At 64.6% G+C, this 14,936-nt stretch carries 15 protein-coding genes and 1 tRNA gene; 7 read left to right on the top strand and 9 right to left on the bottom strand.

Annotated elements, in window-relative coordinates; all coding sequences use genetic code 11:
• The first annotated feature begins 53 nt into the window (after positions 1 to 53).
• Entirely contained in the window at positions 54 to 1,499 is a 1,446-nt protein-coding gene (locus IPG63_17270; GenBank protein ID MBK6728938.1) for an amino acid permease, read from the top strand.
• Between the two features lie 9 nt (positions 1,500 to 1,508).
• Positions 1,509 to 1,585: transfer RNA gene (locus IPG63_17265), tRNA-Arg, on the top strand.
• A gap of 77 nt (positions 1,586 to 1,662) precedes the next feature.
• Here IPG63_17265 and yeiP read toward each other — a convergent pair.
• The 4 genes from yeiP to IPG63_17245 all read right to left on the bottom strand — a co-directional run bounded on the left by yeiP (position 1,663) and on the right by IPG63_17245 (position 4,516).
• Entirely contained in the window at positions 1,663 to 2,226 is a 564-nt protein-coding gene (gene yeiP, locus IPG63_17260) for an elongation factor P-like protein YeiP (protein ID MBK6728937.1), read from the bottom strand.
• Between the two features lie 25 nt (positions 2,227 to 2,251).
• Positions 2,252 to 3,019, bottom strand: coding sequence for an SDR family NAD(P)-dependent oxidoreductase (locus IPG63_17255; GenBank protein MBK6728936.1), 768 nt, complete (start codon positions 3,017 to 3,019; stop codon positions 2,252 to 2,254).
• Positions 3,020 to 3,079: 60 nt separating this feature from the next.
• Positions 3,080 to 3,520 carry a cell wall hydrolase gene (locus IPG63_17250; protein ID MBK6728935.1) on the bottom strand — a complete coding sequence of 147 codons (441 nt, stop codon included), beginning with the start codon at positions 3,518 to 3,520 and terminating at the stop codon, positions 3,080 to 3,082.
• Positions 3,521 to 3,667: 147 nt separating this feature from the next.
• The gene (locus IPG63_17245; GenBank protein MBK6728934.1) at positions 3,668 to 4,516 is read right to left on the bottom strand and encodes a hypothetical protein; all 849 of its coding nucleotides are present in this window, start codon (positions 4,514 to 4,516) and stop codon (positions 3,668 to 3,670) included.
• Between the two features lie 167 nt (positions 4,517 to 4,683).
• On the opposite strand from IPG63_17245, the gene IPG63_17240 reads away from it, so the two are divergent.
• Positions 4,684 to 5,112 (top strand): phasin family protein, encoded by a 429-nt coding sequence (locus IPG63_17240; protein MBK6728933.1) that lies wholly within the window; start codon positions 4,684 to 4,686, stop codon positions 5,110 to 5,112.
• A 49-nt stretch (positions 5,113 to 5,161) separates the two neighbouring features.
• Here IPG63_17240 and IPG63_17235 read toward each other — a convergent pair whose 3' ends face one another.
• Both IPG63_17235 and IPG63_17230 read right to left on the bottom strand, forming a co-directional pair.
• Positions 5,162 to 5,794, bottom strand: coding sequence for a TetR/AcrR family transcriptional regulator (locus IPG63_17235; protein MBK6728932.1), 633 nt, complete (start codon positions 5,792 to 5,794; stop codon positions 5,162 to 5,164).
• 14 nt (positions 5,795 to 5,808) lie between these two features.
• Positions 5,809 to 6,066: an acyl-CoA-binding protein gene (locus tag IPG63_17230; protein MBK6728931.1), complete on the bottom strand. Its 258-nt coding sequence runs from the start codon at positions 6,064 to 6,066 to the stop codon at positions 5,809 to 5,811.
• Between the two features lie 221 nt (positions 6,067 to 6,287).
• On the opposite strand from IPG63_17230, the gene IPG63_17225 reads away from it, so the two are divergent.
• Entirely contained in the window at positions 6,288 to 8,270 is a 1,983-nt protein-coding gene (locus IPG63_17225) for an SDR family oxidoreductase (GenBank protein ID MBK6728930.1), read from the top strand.
• 205 nt (positions 8,271 to 8,475) lie between these two features.
• On the opposite strand, the gene IPG63_17220 is transcribed toward IPG63_17225, so the two are convergent.
• Complete coding sequence (locus IPG63_17220; GenBank protein ID MBK6728929.1) at positions 8,476 to 8,982, bottom strand: phasin family protein; 507 nt, start codon at positions 8,980 to 8,982, stop codon at positions 8,476 to 8,478.
• A 107-nt stretch (positions 8,983 to 9,089) separates the two neighbouring features.
• Positions 9,090 to 10,328 carry a patatin-like phospholipase family protein gene (locus tag IPG63_17215; protein ID MBK6728928.1) on the bottom strand — a complete coding sequence of 413 codons (1,239 nt, stop codon included), beginning with the start codon at positions 10,326 to 10,328 and terminating at the stop codon, positions 9,090 to 9,092.
• A gap of 104 nt (positions 10,329 to 10,432) precedes the next feature.
• Between IPG63_17215 and IPG63_17210 the strand changes: the two genes are divergently transcribed.
• Positions 10,433 to 11,137 (top strand): hypothetical protein, encoded by a 705-nt coding sequence (locus IPG63_17210; GenBank protein MBK6728927.1) that lies wholly within the window; start codon positions 10,433 to 10,435, stop codon positions 11,135 to 11,137.
• Between the two features lie 3 nt (positions 11,138 to 11,140).
• On the opposite strand, the gene IPG63_17205 is transcribed toward IPG63_17210, so the two are convergent.
• Positions 11,141 to 11,416 (bottom strand): polyhydroxyalkanoic acid system family protein, encoded by a 276-nt coding sequence (locus IPG63_17205; protein MBK6728926.1) that lies wholly within the window; start codon positions 11,414 to 11,416, stop codon positions 11,141 to 11,143.
• A gap of 82 nt (positions 11,417 to 11,498) precedes the next feature.
• Between IPG63_17205 and IPG63_17200 the strand changes: the two genes are divergently transcribed.
• Together IPG63_17200 and IPG63_17195 are read left to right on the top strand one after the other, a co-directional pair.
• Entirely contained in the window at positions 11,499 to 12,164 is a 666-nt protein-coding gene (locus IPG63_17200) for a hypothetical protein (protein MBK6728925.1), read from the top strand.
• A complete protein-coding gene (locus tag IPG63_17195; protein ID MBK6728924.1) occupies positions 12,151 to 14,853 on the top strand; it encodes a protein kinase in 2,703 nt (900 codons plus the stop codon). The genes IPG63_17200 and IPG63_17195 overlap by 14 nt, the downstream gene beginning before the upstream one ends.
• Positions 14,854 to 14,936 lie beyond the last annotated feature (83 nt).

Raw genomic sequence — 14,936 nt, 5'->3', positions numbered from 1 at the left:
CACAGCCTCGGTCGTGCACGACCGGTGCCGACCACATCTACTGGGAGAACCGAATGCTGTTCGATCGCATCAAACCGCTGGATCAGATCCTCGCGGCCGCCGAAAAGAAGGGACTGAAGCGCCAACTCGGCGCGTTCGACCTGACCATGTTGGGCATCGGCGCCATCATCGGCACCGGCATCTTCGTGCTGACTGCGGTGGCGGCGAACAAGGCCGGTCCAGGCATGATGTACAGCTTCGTGATTGCCGGTGTGGTCTGTGCGTTGACGGCGTTGATCTACGCCGAAATCGCGGCCATGGTCCCGGTGGCCGGCTCTGCCTACACCTACTCTTACGCTGTGCTCGGCGAGTTGATCGCGTGGATGGTTGGTTGGGCGTTGATTCTGGAATACGCCGTAGCGGCCGGAGCGGTCGCGGTGGGTTGGTCGGGATATGCAAATGGCTTCCTGCGCGAGATCGGGATGGGGCTGCCTTTGGCCTTGACCGCCGGACCCGCCGACACCATCACCCTGGCCGATGGCACCACCGCCAAAGGAGGTTTCAACCTCATCGCTTGCCTCATCTCGCTGCTGATCACTTGGCTGCTGGTGATCGGCACGTCGAAGAGCGCGAAAGTCACCGCGGTGCTGGTCTTGGTCAAGGTCGCGGCACTAATCGCTTTCATTGCGGTGGCCCTGCCGGCCGTGGACACGGCCAATTTTGAACCGATGCTGCCGAATGGCTGGGGTACGCCGCTGTCCGGCACCGGTGTGCTCGGTGCAGCTGCCTCGATCTTCTTCGCTTACGTCGGATTCGACGCGGTCTCGACCGCGGCTGAAGAAACCAAGAATCCGAATCGCAACATTCCGATCGGACTGATCGGCTCGCTGGCAGTGTGCACGGTGTTCTACCTGTTGGTTTCTTACGCGGCGATTGGCACCACGGGTGCGCAGCCGGGCGGAGCCTTGTCGCAGTCCAAGGAACCACTGGCATTCGTATTGCGCAATCTCGGTTGGCCGCAACTCGGCAACTGGGTCGGCGTTGCCGCGATCATTGCCTTGCCCTCGGTCATCCTGATGATGATCTATGGTCAGACTCGAATACTGTTCACCATGTCGCGCGATGGACTGATGCCCAAGATGTTCTCGGACATCCACCCGCGCTTCTTCACGCCGCACAAGGTCACGATCGTGACCGGTGTTGCGGTATCGCTGTTCGCCGCGATGTTCCCGGTTGATGCACTGGCCGATATTTCCAACTCCGGCACCTTGTTCGCGTTCTTCGTGGTGGCGGCGGGCGTGATGATGCTGCGGGTCCGCGAGCCGAACCGTCCGCGTCCTTTCACCACGCCGCTGGTGTGGCTCGTGGGCCCGGCGGCGATGGCGGGTTGCGGCCTGCTGTTCGTCAGTCTCGGCTGGTACACCATCAAGTTGTTCCTGATCTGGGCGGTGATCGGCATGGTCGTTTACTTTGCCTATGCCCGGTCGCGCAGCGTTCTCGCCCATGGGGAGCGTGCGTAGTCACCCGCAGCGTCCGTAGCTCAGCTGGATAGAGCACCGGGCTTCGAACCCGGTGGTCGGGGGTTCGAGTCCCTCCGGGCGCGCCAATGCAGAAGGCCAGTGGATGCGAATCCACTGGCCTTCGTGTTTCAAGCTGCGCGCGTTGCGTGGAAGTCGGCGATGTTCAGGCGCGGCCGGCGAATTCCCCGGTGGTCGTGCTCACCTGGATCTTCTCGCCGTTGACGATGTACTCCGGCACCATGATCTCGATGCCGGTGTTGAGCTTGGCCGGCTTCGGGCGCTTGGTGGCGGTTGCACCGCGCAGCTCGGGCGCGGTCTCGACCACCTGCAGGATCACGTTCGGCGGCAGCTGCAGGCCCACCGGCGACTCGTCGAGCAGACGCACGTAGCACTCCTCCAGGCCTTCGGTGATGTAGCCGGCATTGTCGCCGACCAGATCCGGATCCAGTGTGTAGGGCGTGAAATCCTCGACATCGAGAAAGACGAAGGCGTCACCGTCCTTGTACGAGAAGGTCACCGCGCGCCGCGACAGTTCGACTTCGGGCAGATCGTCGTCGGCGCGCAGGCTCAGGTCGAGCTTGACGTTGCCGGGCACCGAATACATCGCGAAGCGGTAGGTGGTGTTACCGCCGCGTCCGGTCGGCGCGCTGCGCTCGACGTCCTTGATCTGCCAGATGCGGCCGTCGTGCTCGACCGCGGTACCGCGCTTCATATCGTAGGCTTTCATCGGTTGGTCCTGGAGGCTGGATGGGTTATTTCGGCTGCATGCGGATGGCGCCGTCGAGGCGGATCACGCTGCCATTGAGATAGCGGTTCTGCAGGATGAAGGCGACCGCGTCGGCGAACTCCTCGGGCTTGCCGAGGCGCGGCGGGTAGGGCACCTGCGCGCACAGCGAGTCGTAGATCGCCTGCGGCATGCCATCCACCATCGGCGTGTGGAAGGCGCCGGGCGCCAGCGTCATCACGCGGATACCGATGCGGGCGAACTCGCGCGCCATCGGCAGCGCCATCGCCACTACGCCGCCCTTCGACGCCGAATAGGCGCATTGCCCGATCTGGCCTTCGAAGGCGGCAATCGACGCGGTGTTGATGATCACGCCGCGCTCGCCATCCTCGCCCGCCGCATTCGTCTGCATCAGGTTGGCGGCGGCCTTGGCGACATTGAACGAGCCGATCAGGTTCACCCGCACCGTGGTCTCGAACTGCGACAGCGGCATCGGGCCTTCCTTGCCGAGCACGCGGCCGGCGCCGAGGATGCCGGCGCAGCTGATCACCGCATTGAGCCCGCCCATCGCCGTCTGTGCCTGCGCCAGAGCGGCTTGCACTTCGCTTTCCGAAGTCACGTCGAGTTTGGCGAAGCGCGCGCGCGTCCCCAACTCGGCTGCGGCTGCCGTTCCCTTGTCGGCGTTGACGTCGAGCAGGGTCACCGCAGCGCCGTGCGCAATCAGATGGCGGGCTACGGCGAGGCCGAGCCCGGAGGCGCCGCCGGTGATGGCAGCCTGGGTCGATGCAAGTTGCATGGAGGTCTCCGGAAAGGCCGCGATTGTAGCGGACGCCGGCGACCGGTCGATGCTGCTTGCTCAGGGACTCAGGCGGTAGAACGCGTGGTCGCCGATCTGCGCGATGCGCACGCCGTGCGCGGCCCAGGAGGGTTCGCCGTAGGCAACAGCGAAGAAGTGATCGGCAGTAGGAACCACCGAGAGTCGATCACCCTGGTGGCTCCAGCGCGCCATCGTTGCCGCGGAGATCCGCGAAGCGCGGTTCCATGCCGCGAGGTTGCGGAAACGGAAGTGCGGCGAGACCATGGTGAGCGCGAACTGCTTGGGCATGCTCAGCACGTGACACAGATCCAGGGGCGATCGACTCGCGCGCTGACGACGCAGCGCCACCTCCGCCACCGCCACCTGGCCCAGGATCGGCTGGTCGCGGGCTTCGAGGTACAGTGCCGCGGTCAGGCAGGTCTGGTCCGCAAGTGGTTGCGGGAGCCAGTTCGCGATCATCAACAGCGTGGCGAGTTGCATGCAGGATTACTCCGTCATTCGTCCCCAGAGCATCGACCGCATGCTCGGGAAGGATTTTCGGGGGCCATCCTGCGGGTGGCCGCTAGAGTCGCCGCTCTAGTGCTGAACGCACGGTTCATGCGCGCAGCTCGCGGCCAGGCGGGTGGGCTACTCCATCTGTGCCTTGGCGTAGGCGATGTCGAGGGCTTCCATCGCCTCGTGCGGCTTGAGCTTGATCGCCTTCGCGTACAGCGCGGCGGCCTCGTCTTCCTTCTTGTCGCCGTGAATGAGCATCAGCGCGTTGGCGTATTCGATGAGCGCGATCGGTGACTCCGGGGTCAGCTTGATCGCAGTCTTGCAGTGTTCCTCGGCCAGTGACGCCTTGGCGCCGTAGGTCAGGCTGGCGATCATGCCGCCGATCTTGCCGACGATCTCGGCGTGGTACAGGCCAAGGGCAGTGTGCGCCTCGGCGTGCTTGGGCGCGAGCTTGAGCGTTGCATCCAGGCTCTCCTTGACCTTGCCGGCCAGGCCTTGCGACAGCGCCTTTGCAATCGACAGCAACTGGCTGTAGCGACCCAGCGCGAAGGCGCGGAAGTAGTGGCTGTTGGCTTCCTTGGGCAAGGCGGCGATGGCGTCTTCGGCGCGCTTGGCCACGGCCTCGAATCGTTTCAGCTTCTCCTTCTCGTCATCGACCAGATAGACCGCGTGGATGCCCATCGCCTTGTTCGCAAGCGTGGCGCCGAGTGCGCCGAGTGCTTCGCCGGTCTCGAACGCATGCTGGAATTCTCCGGCGTGGTAGGCGCACCAGCCCTCCTGCAGGCGCGCCGCGTGCTTGGCGGCGTCGGCGGACTTGCCGAGCTTGCTGTTGCCCTTGAGCAGAGCGGCGATGCGGGCCTCGTCCGGAAACGGCTCCTGGTCGCCAGCGTGCAGTTTCGACCAGGCCTTGTGCAGCTTGTCGCCGCTGTAATCGAAGGCCTTGTTGCTGTGTGGAAACGCCGCCCATTTTTTCGCTGCCATGGTGTCCTCCCTCCGGAAGCCGCGAGCATCCTGCAATCGTGGTGTCGCGACAAGCGCCGGTAGTGTGATTGTTCTAGCGCCGCTGTCGAAGATGCGCCGCAGGCGACGCGTGGGTCGGCGGTCGATGTGACCGCAGCGCGGCGCAACAGTCCCAGCGGAGAATGTCGATGCGTATCCAGAGCAAGTCGAAGAAGGTCAGCAAGGTCGTCGAAGCCAACGAAGCCACGCGCAAGTTCGTGCTCGCTGGTCTCGGCGCGGTGTCGCTGGTGCAGAAACAGGGCCAGAAGGCGATCGACGCCCTGGTCGCCGAAGGCGAGGGCTTCCAGGCGCGCACCAAGAAGTTCGTGAAGACCGCGAACAACGACGCGCGCAAGTTCACCGCCGGTGTGCGCAAGCAGGTCGGGGGCTACATCAACCCGCTGCGTGCCAAGGCGCGCAAGAACGTGACGACTGTCGAAAATGCAATCGGCGAACGCGTCGGCGCCGTGCTCGGCCGCTTCGGGGTGCCGTCCAAGGGCGATGTCCAGGAACTGCTGGCGCGCGTCGCCGAACTGAACCGCGAAATCAAGGGTGGCGCCCGCCGCGCGGCGCGCTGATCCCCAGAGAACGGTTTGAACGAAGCCCCGGCCGCGAGGTCGGGGTTTTCTATTTGCGGTAGTTGTCGGCCAGCGTGTTCAGGTGCAGGCGCTCGGCGTCGCGCAGGAACGGGGCGATCAGCATCATCAGCTGGAAGATGCCCTGGGTCAGATCCTCGGAGCCCTTCTCCAGTGCTCCGCCGCGGACGGTGTTGAAGCTCAACCAGAAGGTCGCGACGAGGATCACGTTGCTGGCGGTGGCTTCGATCTCGGCGCGGCTGGCGCGCATGATCCCGGCTTCGACCAGACCCTTCAGCACGTCGGTCGCGTTTTCGGTTGCGCGCTTGAGGATGCGTGCGAAGTGCATGCGCAGCTTGCGATTGCGGCTGGTGATATCGACCAGGTCGCGGTACACGAAGCGGTACTCCCACATCGTTTCGAACGCCAGGTGCAGTTGCAGCCAGATGTCCTCGAGATTGGGCAGGCGTTCGTCCGGCGCAACCATCACCCGGTCGATTTTTTCTTCGTAGCGCGCGAACAGGTTCTCGACGATGTCTTCCTTGTTGCGGAAGTGATAGTAGAGATTGCCCGGGCTGATCTCGAGTTCGTCGGCGATGTGGTTGGTAGTGACGTTCGGTTCGCCGCGATCGTTGAACATGGCGAGGCTGATGTCGAGAATGCGCTCGCGGGTCTTGGGTGCCACGGCGGCCAACGGCCTCAGCCGGCCAGTTTCTTGACGAGATCGACGTACTGCTTCTGGGCCGCGTCCTGCGCCGTGCCCTTGAGCTTGGCCCAGGCTTCGTACTTGGCAACGCCGACGAAATCGAAAAAGCCGGGCTTCTCGCCGCTGACATCTCCCTGCGCGCCCTGCTTGTACAGCGCGTAGAGCTTGAGCATGGTGTCGTTATCCGGACGCTCCTTCAGATTCAGCGCCTTCTTTCCGGCATCTTCGAACTGCTTCTTGAGATCGGCCATGGGGTGCGCTCCGGTGCATCGCGTCGAGGGGAACGCTGGGCTTGTAGCACGCGTTTCCGGAAACGGTCAACGCGCGCCGAATCGTCGTCGCGCATGGTCGTCAGGGCTAGGAAAGCGGTTGGGGCAGGGCTATCTTTGGGCGGTCGCGACGCCACGTCGCGCGCCTGATGCCAGTCCCGCAGCGCGGCCCGCACGCGCTGCTCCAACCTGAGGGGAGCACCATGACGTATTTCGTGACCGGCGCCACCGGCTTCATCGGCCGCCATCTGCTCGAAAACCTGCTGAAGCGTCGCGGCAAGATCTATGCGCTGGTGCGCAAGGGATCGCTGGAGAAACTGGAGGCGCTGATCGAGAAGCTCGGGGCCGGCAAGGGAGAAATCGTCCCGGTCATCGGCGACCTGACCAAGCCAAAGCTCGGGGTGACGCCAGCGCAGCAGAAGCTACTTACCGGCAAGGTCAAGCACTTCTTCCACCTTGCGGCGATCTACGATGTCGAGGCCGACGAGGAGACCAACCATCTGGTCAACGTCGAGGGCACCAAGCACGCGCTGCAGTTCGCCGAGGCGATCAAGTCCGGCTGTTTCCACCATGTCAGTTCGATCGCGGCTGCTGGCCGCTTCCCGGGCGTGTTCAAGGAAGACATGTTCGCCGAAGCCGAAGGTCTCGATCACCCCTACTACCGGACCAAGCACGAATCCGAGGGACTGGTGCGCACGGACGCGAAGATTCCCTATCGCATCTATCGTCCGGCCATCGTCATCGGCCACTCGAAGACCGGTGAAATCGACAAGATCGATGGTCCCTACTACTTCTTCCGCCTGATCAAGCGTATGCGCGAGTGGTTGCCGGCGTGGATGCCGACGATCGGGATCGAGGGCGCACGCGTGAACGTGGTGCCGGTGGACTATGTCGTCAATGCCATGGACCACATTGCGCACAAGAGCGGGCTGGACGGACATTGTTTCCAGTTGGTCGATCCCGAGCCGATGCGCGTTGGCGAATTGTTGAACACCTTCGCGCGCGCTGCGCATGCGCCGGAAATGACCATGCGCCTCGATGCGCGCATGTTCGCGGTGATCCCGCCGATGGTGCGCGGCGCAGTCGCCAACCTGCCGCCGGTGAAACGGTTCACCACCTCGCTGCTCAAGGACCTCGGCATCCCGCGCGAGGCCTTGAAGTACGTGAACCAGCCGACCCGCTACGACAACCGCGAGACCGAGCGCGCCCTGCGCGGATCGAAGATCAAGCTGGCGCCGCTCGACAGCTACGCCTGGCGCCTGTGGGACTTCTGGGAGCGCCACCTCGATCCAGACCTGTTCATCGACCGATCGCTGGAAGGAAAGGTCAAGGGCAAGGTGGTGATGATCACCGGCGGCTCCTCGGGGATCGGGCTTGCCGCAGCGTTGAAGCTGGCGCCGACCAAGGCGAAGATCCTGATCGTCGCGCGTGGCGTCGAGGAATTGAACCAGGCCAAGGCCACGGTGGAGCAGGAAGGCGGGCACTGCTGGGTCTATTCGGCCGACCTCACCGACGAGAAGAGCTGCAATGACCTGGTCGCGAGCGTGATCAAGGACCACGGTGGCGTCGACATCCTGATCAACAACGCCGGCCGATCGATCCGCCGCAGCGTCGCGCTCAGCTACGACCGCTTCCACGATTTCACCCGCACCATCGAACTGAACTACTTCGGTTCGTTGCGTCTGATCATGGGCTTCCTGCCGGGCATGACCGAAAAGAAGCGCGGCCACGTCATCAATATTTCATCGATCGGTGTACTCGCCAATTCGCCGCGATTCTCGGCCTACGTCGCGTCCAAAGCCGCACTCGATGCGTTCTCGCGCTGCGCCCAGGCCGAGTTCTCGGACTCCGGCATCGCTTTCACCACGGTCAACATGCCGCTGGTGCGCACGCCGATGATCGCGCCGACCAAGATGTACGACAGCGTGCCGACCTTGTCGCCGGAAGAGGCAGCAGACCTGATCGTGAAGGCGATCATCGAGCGCCCGAGTCGAGTCGCGACGCGCCTTGGCATCTTCGCGGCGACACTGAATGCGGTCGCTCCCAAGGCCTACGAGGTAGTCATGAACACTGCCTTCAACCTGTTCCCGGATTCGGCGGCGGCGAAGGGCATGAAGGGGCGCGACGAGAAGCCGTCGAGCGAACAGATCGCGTTCGCGGCAGTAATGCGCGGCGTGCACTGGTAGCAAGGCGCAAACAGCATCGACCTGTAGGAGGCCCACTTGTGGGCCGATGCGTGGCTCGCGAGCCGATGCGCGGCCCGATCCGCGGCCCGATCCGTGGGCTTGCGTCCACGGAAATAAGAAGCCCGCCAGCCGGCCGAAGGGGAGGGATCTGTCGGCGTGATCGGATGGCGGGCTAAGCGGTAGGCGCGCGGGGCGCCGAATGCAGTTACTTGGCAGCAGTCTTGCGCACGGCGTTCTTGGCCGAGGCTTTCTTCGCCGGGGCTTTTCTGGCCGCCGGCGCTGCCGCCTGCGGGTTCAGCTTCTTGACCGCCTTGCTCAGCTCCTCGACGCGCGAAACCAGCGCTTCCATCTCGTCGCGGCCGGGCACGCCGAGCTTGCCGAGTGCACGCGAAACGCGATCCTCGAACACCTTTTCGAGCTTGTCCCAGGTATCCGATGCGCGTTCCTTCACTTTTTCCACCTTGGTCTCGACCACGTCACGGACTTCGTCGACCTTTCCGGTCGCAAACTTGCGCGTCTTCTGTTCGATCGACATGCCTTCCTTCACCAGCGACTCGAACAACTTGCCGCCCTGGCCCTGCGCATTCTTCAGCGCGCCGAGGCCTGCGGACCAGATTTGCTGCGCCGACTCGACCAGTGCCCCGGCCTTCTGGGCGGCAGCGGCGGAAGCCTGGGACGAAGTGCTCTTGGACTTGAACTTGGGCTTGCTCATGTTCCCTCCACGGAATGGTTTGACCAGCGAGACGCTGGTTCAGTGCGCAGGATCATCTGCACGCAGCCTAGAATAATCACACTATGCAGCCGCGTCGCTCGCGGCGCTCAGCGGCGCTTGCGCTCGACAATGGCGCGATCGAGATCGTCGAGCGCATGGCGCAGGCGCGCGGTGACATCGGTGCGCCGCGGCCGCCGACCGAGGCCATCCATCAGGTTGCGAGCGGGATCGTCGATGACGTCGCGGCGCAGGGTGATGCCGTGACGCGCGAAGATCGGCGCCACCTCGTCGTAGCGCGAGGCGAGGTCGTCCAGCGTCGCTCGGTAGGCATGTTCGGCGACGCGCTGGCGCATGGTGTAGCTGAACGGGTTGGTGAAGAACATTTCGACGTCGTCCGGGCTCGGCTCGAACACCATCAGGTCGGCGCGTTCGAACTGCTTCTGGTACTTGTCCAGGCCGACCTGCATGCGCGACTTGAGCATGGTGCGAAAGGTCTGCGACAGCACCGCCGGCAGCCCGTTTTCGGTGAGGCTTTCGGGCGCCTTGTGCAGGTTGCGGGTGGCGAGCGCGGCGTCGAACGGCACCAGCGGGTTGATGCCCAGCACCAGTTCGGCACCGGCTTCCAGCGCCACTGATGCGTGCAGGGTGCGGCGCAGGGCGCCGTCGACGTAGAATTTTCCCTCGATTTCGACTGGCGGATACAACCCGGGCAGCGCGGAACTGGCCTGGATCGCGCGCGAGATCGGGATATGGTCGAGCCCGGGCGCGCCGAAACGCACGGTGGCGCCGGTATCGAGTTCGACCCCGATGACGTAGAGTTTGCGCGCCAGTTCGCGGAAATCGTTGGTACGCCCGTGCGTCTCGAACAGCTTGCGCAGGAAACTCTCGATCTCGTTGTTGTCGAACAGTCCGGTCGGGATCAATGCGCCGAGGCGACCGAAGACATCGGTAAAATTGGTCTCGAGCGGGTGCGTGGCGAGATCGCCCAGCCAGCCGAACAGCGTGCGCGGGATGGCTGCGAGGCGCTTGGCGTATTCGCCGAAGGCCGGGCGCAGGAAGATCTCGGGCCGGAAGCGCTCCTGGTCGGTGATGTCGGTCAGGAAAATGCGGCACATCTCGGCGGTGTCGAGGCGATTCGCCAGTCCCGACGCGAGGAAGGCCCCTGAGCTGACGCCGACGTAGACGTCAAAATTCGTCATGTCGAGGCCGTCGAGCGCTTCGTCCATTGCGCGCAGCGCACCAAGCTCGTACATGCCACCAATCGGTCCGCCGCCGGCGACCGCAAGGCCGATGCGCGGGCGAGAGCGTTTGCGCAGCGGTCGCGCGGATGCTTGAACAATCAGCATGCAGGTTCCATCTCAGGTGCGTAACCGTTCGATTCTAGCCGAGCCGTTCCAGTCACGGTCGCCTGTCACGACCATCGTTTACAGCCGGGGAAAGTCTGCACGCCATGACCGAGATCGCCGAACGCCTGCAAGGCCTGCTGCATGAACTGCACCGTGCCCGCCATCCGCAGCACGAGCCGCGCAATCGCGAGCCGCAGTTGCCGCGGTTGCGTCGCTGGCAGTCACAGCGCCTGGCGCGAAGCTTCGACGCCTTGCGCATGCACCCGCGTTACGGGCGCGCCGCCGAATTTTTCCTGAGCGATCTGTACGCTACCGAGGACGTGAGCTGGCGCGACCGCGACCTGGCGCGGGTGCTGCCGACGATGCTGCGCTGGTTGCCGAACGGCGTGCTCGGCTCGCTCGCCGACGCGCTCGAGCTGGACCTGATCTCGGTGCGCTGCGATCTCGATCTGGTCGCGCACTTGCCGCGCGGGGAAATCGACGTCGATGCCTATGCCCGCGCCTATCGCGCCAGTGCCGATGCGCGCCAGCGCCAGCGCCAGATCGCCCTGATCGGCAATGTCGGCCGCGAGTTGGAGGCGATCGTGCGCAAGCCCTTCATCCTCGGCGTGCTCAAGTTGGCGCGCGGACCGGCGCGCGGTGCCGGCTTCGGTGAGCTGCAGACCTTTCTCGAACGCGGATTCACCGCTTTCCGCGCAATGGGCCCGGCACACGAGTTCCTCGGCACCATCACCGCCGGTGAAACCCGCGCCATGACGCGTTTGCTGGACGCACACCCGGACCCGTTCGGGTTCCAACTCAAAGCCTGAGCCTCAGCCGAATTCCTGGTCGAGGTAGCGTTCGATCTCGTCTTCGACCGAGCTCTTGATCACCATCAGCAGAAAGCCGAGCGTGGCCTCCACGGTGACGCTGCCCTTGCCGAGCGCGATGTGGCCATCGACGCCGGGACGCGAGAAGTGCAACGTGTTGCCTTCCCACTCGTGGCTCACCGAGAACTTCTTGGCGATGCCCTTGGCGACGCGATCGACCGCGGCGCGGGCCTCGGTCGCGGACTTCTTGTGCTTGCGGGAAATCGAGATTGTCGCCATGCGGGGCCCCGTCGAAAGTCGCTGTTGCCGGTGAGGTAGTGCGCTAAGATCATGCCAGAAGCCCATGATCCGGGGGAAAATTGTGAAACACCTGCGCCTCCTGTCGATGCTCGTGCTGTGCGCTGCCGAGGTTTCTGCGGCGGATCTCTCTGGCACCTTGCGCCTGTTCGCGAACGGCAAGCCATTGCGCGAGTCCGAGGCGGCTGAAGCGATCATCTACTTTCGACCGGCGACGCCGGTGCCGGTGAAACCGGCCGGCGAGCCCGCGGTCATGTCGACGCGGCGCAAGCAGTTCGTGCCGCGGGTGCTGGCGATCACCGTAGGCGACTCGGTGCGCTTCCCGAACGAGGATCCGATCCTTCACAACGCCTTCTCGACCTCGCCGGAGAATGCCTTCGATACCGGACAATACAGCCGCGGTGAAGGACGTACGCAGATGTTCTCCAAGGCTGGCCTGGTGCGGGTGTATTGCAACGTGCACCACTCGATGTTCGGCTTCGTGCTGGTGCTCGACACGCCGTTTCACACCCGCGCCGATGCCAGCGGCCGCTTCCGGCTCGACGGCTTGCCGGCGGGCGAGGGTGAGCTGGTCGTGTTCCATGACCGCGGCGCTCCGTTGCGCCAGCAGCTCGCAGTGGGCGTGGGCAGCCGCATCGAATTGAAGCTCGATCTGAACAAGCGGCGGGTGCCCGAGCATTCGAACAAATTCGGCAAGCCCTACGTGAAGAAGCGCAATGGTCGCTACTGAGCCGCGCAAGTTCCGGCTTCCGCTCGGGGCGCAGATCTTTCTGGTCTGCGCCGCGCTGATCACCCTGGCCGTGGGTGCGGCGGTGGCGATCACCTACGTGCAGGGGCGCAAGATCGCCGAGGACAGCGTGCAGCGCGCGCTGGACACCAGTTCGCTGGCGCAGACCCATTCCAAGCGCGCGCAGTTGCAACAGGTCCAGAATCTGGTCCAGCTGATCGCCCAGGACCCGGCCATCGTACAGTACTTCGAGAGTTCGACCGACATCGAACTCGGCTTGGGCGATGTCGGCGGCGGCACCTCGTCCTTGCTCGACCTGCTGGCAGAACGACGCGACCAGTACGGGTTCGATCTCGGCATCTTCCTGGATGCGAATGGCGAAGTGCTGGCGCGCACCGACGAGGAGGCGGCGCTGAAGCAGAACCTGTCGGGCGATGTCTTCCTGGCGTCGGCGATCAGCGAGGCTTCGCCGATTTCGGGCCTGTGGCGGCAGCAAAACACCCTGTTTCAGGCCGCGGTGATGCCGATCCTGCGCGGCGATGATCTGCTCGGATTCCTGGCGCTGGGCGAGGCAGTGGATGCCGACCTGGCCGAGGAGATCAGCAAGGTCAGCGGTGCCGATGTCGCTTACGTGTTCGTTGACAGCGACCAGTCGGTGCTCAGCGCCAGCAGTCTCGACGTGGATACGGCCGAAGCGCTGATGGCAGTGCTCGGAACGCGTGCCGATCTGCGCAGTGCCATCGCCGAAGCCAGCCCGCTGGAACGCGTCGACCTGCGGCTTGGCAGTCGCGACTGGATCGGGCGCATCGGTCCGGTCGAGCCCGACGCCGGCGGAGCGCTGGGGGCAACCGTGTCGCTCACCTCGCGTGATCGCGCCTACGCCGGTTTCCAGCGGATACTGAATCTGGTGCTGGCCACCGGTATCGGTTCGCTGCTCGCGGCGCTGCCCTTGTCCTACCTGCTGGCGCGCGTGTTGCTGCGCCCGGTCGGAACGCTGGCGGTGGCTGCGGAGTCGGCGGCCGACGGGCACTACCAGACCCGACTTGCGATCGCCGGCAACGATGAACTGGCGCGGCTGTCGCGGGCGTTCGAGCGGCTGCTGTCGGATCTGCGCGAAAAATCCGATATCGAAGGCTACGTGACCAATCTCTCGCGATTCCTCCCGGACACGTCCAGCGAAAAGGCCTCGGGGGCGGGCGAAGCGCGCAGCAGCAATCCTGCACCAGCGAAGCGAGCCCCCGATCTGGCGACACGCGTGCTGCTCGGTGTCGACTGCCGGGCACTGGCCAAGCCGGTGGCGCGCGATCAGGTGGAACGCATCGGCAATGCCGTCGAACAGTTCGCCGCAGCGGTGGATGATCTCGCCCGACGTGCTTCGGCGCACGTGCTGGCGTTCAATGGCGTGCGCGCGGTGCTCGGACTTGCTGGTGCTGAACCGCTGTCGCGTGCCCTGGGTGGCGCTCGCTTCCTGCGCCGCGATTCGGCCTTGCCGGATTCGCTGTCGGCGTCGCTCGCATTCGCGCTGCACGAGGGCGATGTCGTCGAGGGCCTGCTGCCGATGGGAGGAGGCTCGGTCCCCGTCGCCGCGGGCGGGACCATGTACCAGATGGACCGGCTGCTATCCGAGGCGAACGAAGGTCAGGTCCTGGTCGCCAAGCCCATGCTCGAACAGGTGAAGCAGGCAAGCGGTCAGGACGTGCGAGCCGGCACCGGCTTGGTCAGTGGGCGAAATTTTCCGGTGCTGGAACTCACCGCGCTGGATGCGTTGCCAGGCCTGACGCAGTCGGCAGCAGCTGCGGTCGATTCGGCAACCGTGATCACGCCCGCAGCTTCGCTGGTCACGGCTCAGCGCGCATCGACCCAGGCGGTAGCCATCGGCAGCGTGTTCGCCGAGCGTTACGAAATCCTTTCCGAACTCGGCGCCGGCGGCATGGGCGTGGTCTACAAGGCCCGCGACCTCGAACTCGACGACATCGTTGCGATCAAGATGCTGCGCGGCGCCGGCCTGATGGATGGCGAACAGCTGGAACGACTGAAGAGCGAAATCAAGCTGGCGCGCAAGATCACCCATCCCAACGTGCTGCGCACCTTCGATTTCGGCGACTCCGGCGGGCACCCCTATATCTCGATGGAGTATGTGCGCGGCATGACCTTGCGCTATCTGATCAAGCAGGCCGGGCGCATTCCGTATTCGGCTGGACTGCGCATCGCCAAGCAGCTGTGCGCGGGCCTCGGTGCAGCGCACGAGGTCGGTGTCCTGCATCGCGACATCAAGCCCGAGAACCTGATCCTCGAAGCCAGTGGCAATGCCAAGCTGATGGACTTCGGTATCGCCCGGCCGATCCGTCGCACCGAGCCGGGCCACACCCAGCAGGGCATGTTCGTCGGCACCCCGCACTACGCGGCGCCCGAGCAGCTGGCCGGGGACGAGGTTGACCATCGTGCCGATCTCTATGCCTGCGGCGTGCTGTTGTGCGAGATGTTCTGCGGCAAGCTGCCCTTCACCGGCAGCAACACCATGGAGATCTACATGGCGCAAATGCAACAGGCGCCGACGCGGCCTTCGGAGTACTGGCCGGAGATTCCGGCCGGGCTCGAAGCCTTGATCTTGCGTTCGATCCAGCGCCGCGCCGAGGATCGATTCCAGAGCGTGGCCGAGCTGGGTGCGGCGCTCGCGCAGTTGCGGGCGTGAGCGTGGGCGCCGCTCGCAGCCTCGGTGACCTCTCCCAGGGCTGCGCGAGAGCAGGCACAACCCTGTGCTACATTTCCTGAAGT

The sequence above is a fragment of the Lysobacterales bacterium genome (genome assembly GCA_016703225.1).
Lineage (GTDB): Bacteria > Pseudomonadota > Gammaproteobacteria > Xanthomonadales > Ahniellaceae > JADKHK01.
This window is presented reverse-complemented; position numbering and strand designations above follow the sequence as displayed.

Excerpts from the sequence above, each read along its gene's own strand:
- IPG63_17270 (MBK6728938.1), top strand. The coding sequence starts at position 54 with ATGCTGTTCGATCGCATCAAACCGCTGGATCAGATCCTCGCGGCCGCC.
- yeiP (MBK6728937.1), bottom strand. The coding sequence starts at position 2,226 with ATGAAAGCCTACGATATGAAGCGCGGTACCGCGGTCGAGCACGACGGC.
- IPG63_17255 (MBK6728936.1), bottom strand. The coding sequence starts at position 3,019 with ATGCAACTTGCATCGACCCAGGCTGCCATCACCGGCGGCGCCTCCGGG.
- IPG63_17250 (MBK6728935.1), bottom strand. The coding sequence starts at position 3,520 with ATGCAACTCGCCACGCTGTTGATGATCGCGAACTGGCTCCCGCAACCA.
- IPG63_17245 (MBK6728934.1), bottom strand. The coding sequence starts at position 4,516 with ATGGCAGCGAAAAAATGGGCGGCGTTTCCACACAGCAACAAGGCCTTC.
- IPG63_17240 (MBK6728933.1), top strand. The coding sequence starts at position 4,684 with ATGCGTATCCAGAGCAAGTCGAAGAAGGTCAGCAAGGTCGTCGAAGCC.
- IPG63_17230 (MBK6728931.1), bottom strand. The coding sequence starts at position 6,066 with ATGGCCGATCTCAAGAAGCAGTTCGAAGATGCCGGAAAGAAGGCGCTG.
- IPG63_17225 (MBK6728930.1), top strand. The coding sequence starts at position 6,288 with ATGACGTATTTCGTGACCGGCGCCACCGGCTTCATCGGCCGCCATCTG.
- IPG63_17220 (MBK6728929.1), bottom strand. The coding sequence starts at position 8,982 with ATGAGCAAGCCCAAGTTCAAGTCCAAGAGCACTTCGTCCCAGGCTTCC.
- IPG63_17215 (MBK6728928.1), bottom strand. The coding sequence starts at position 10,328 with ATGCTGATTGTTCAAGCATCCGCGCGACCGCTGCGCAAACGCTCTCGC.
- IPG63_17210 (MBK6728927.1), top strand. The coding sequence starts at position 10,433 with ATGACCGAGATCGCCGAACGCCTGCAAGGCCTGCTGCATGAACTGCAC.
- IPG63_17205 (MBK6728926.1), bottom strand. The coding sequence starts at position 11,416 with ATGGCGACAATCTCGATTTCCCGCAAGCACAAGAAGTCCGCGACCGAG.
- IPG63_17195 (MBK6728924.1), top strand. The coding sequence starts at position 12,151 with ATGGTCGCTACTGAGCCGCGCAAGTTCCGGCTTCCGCTCGGGGCGCAG.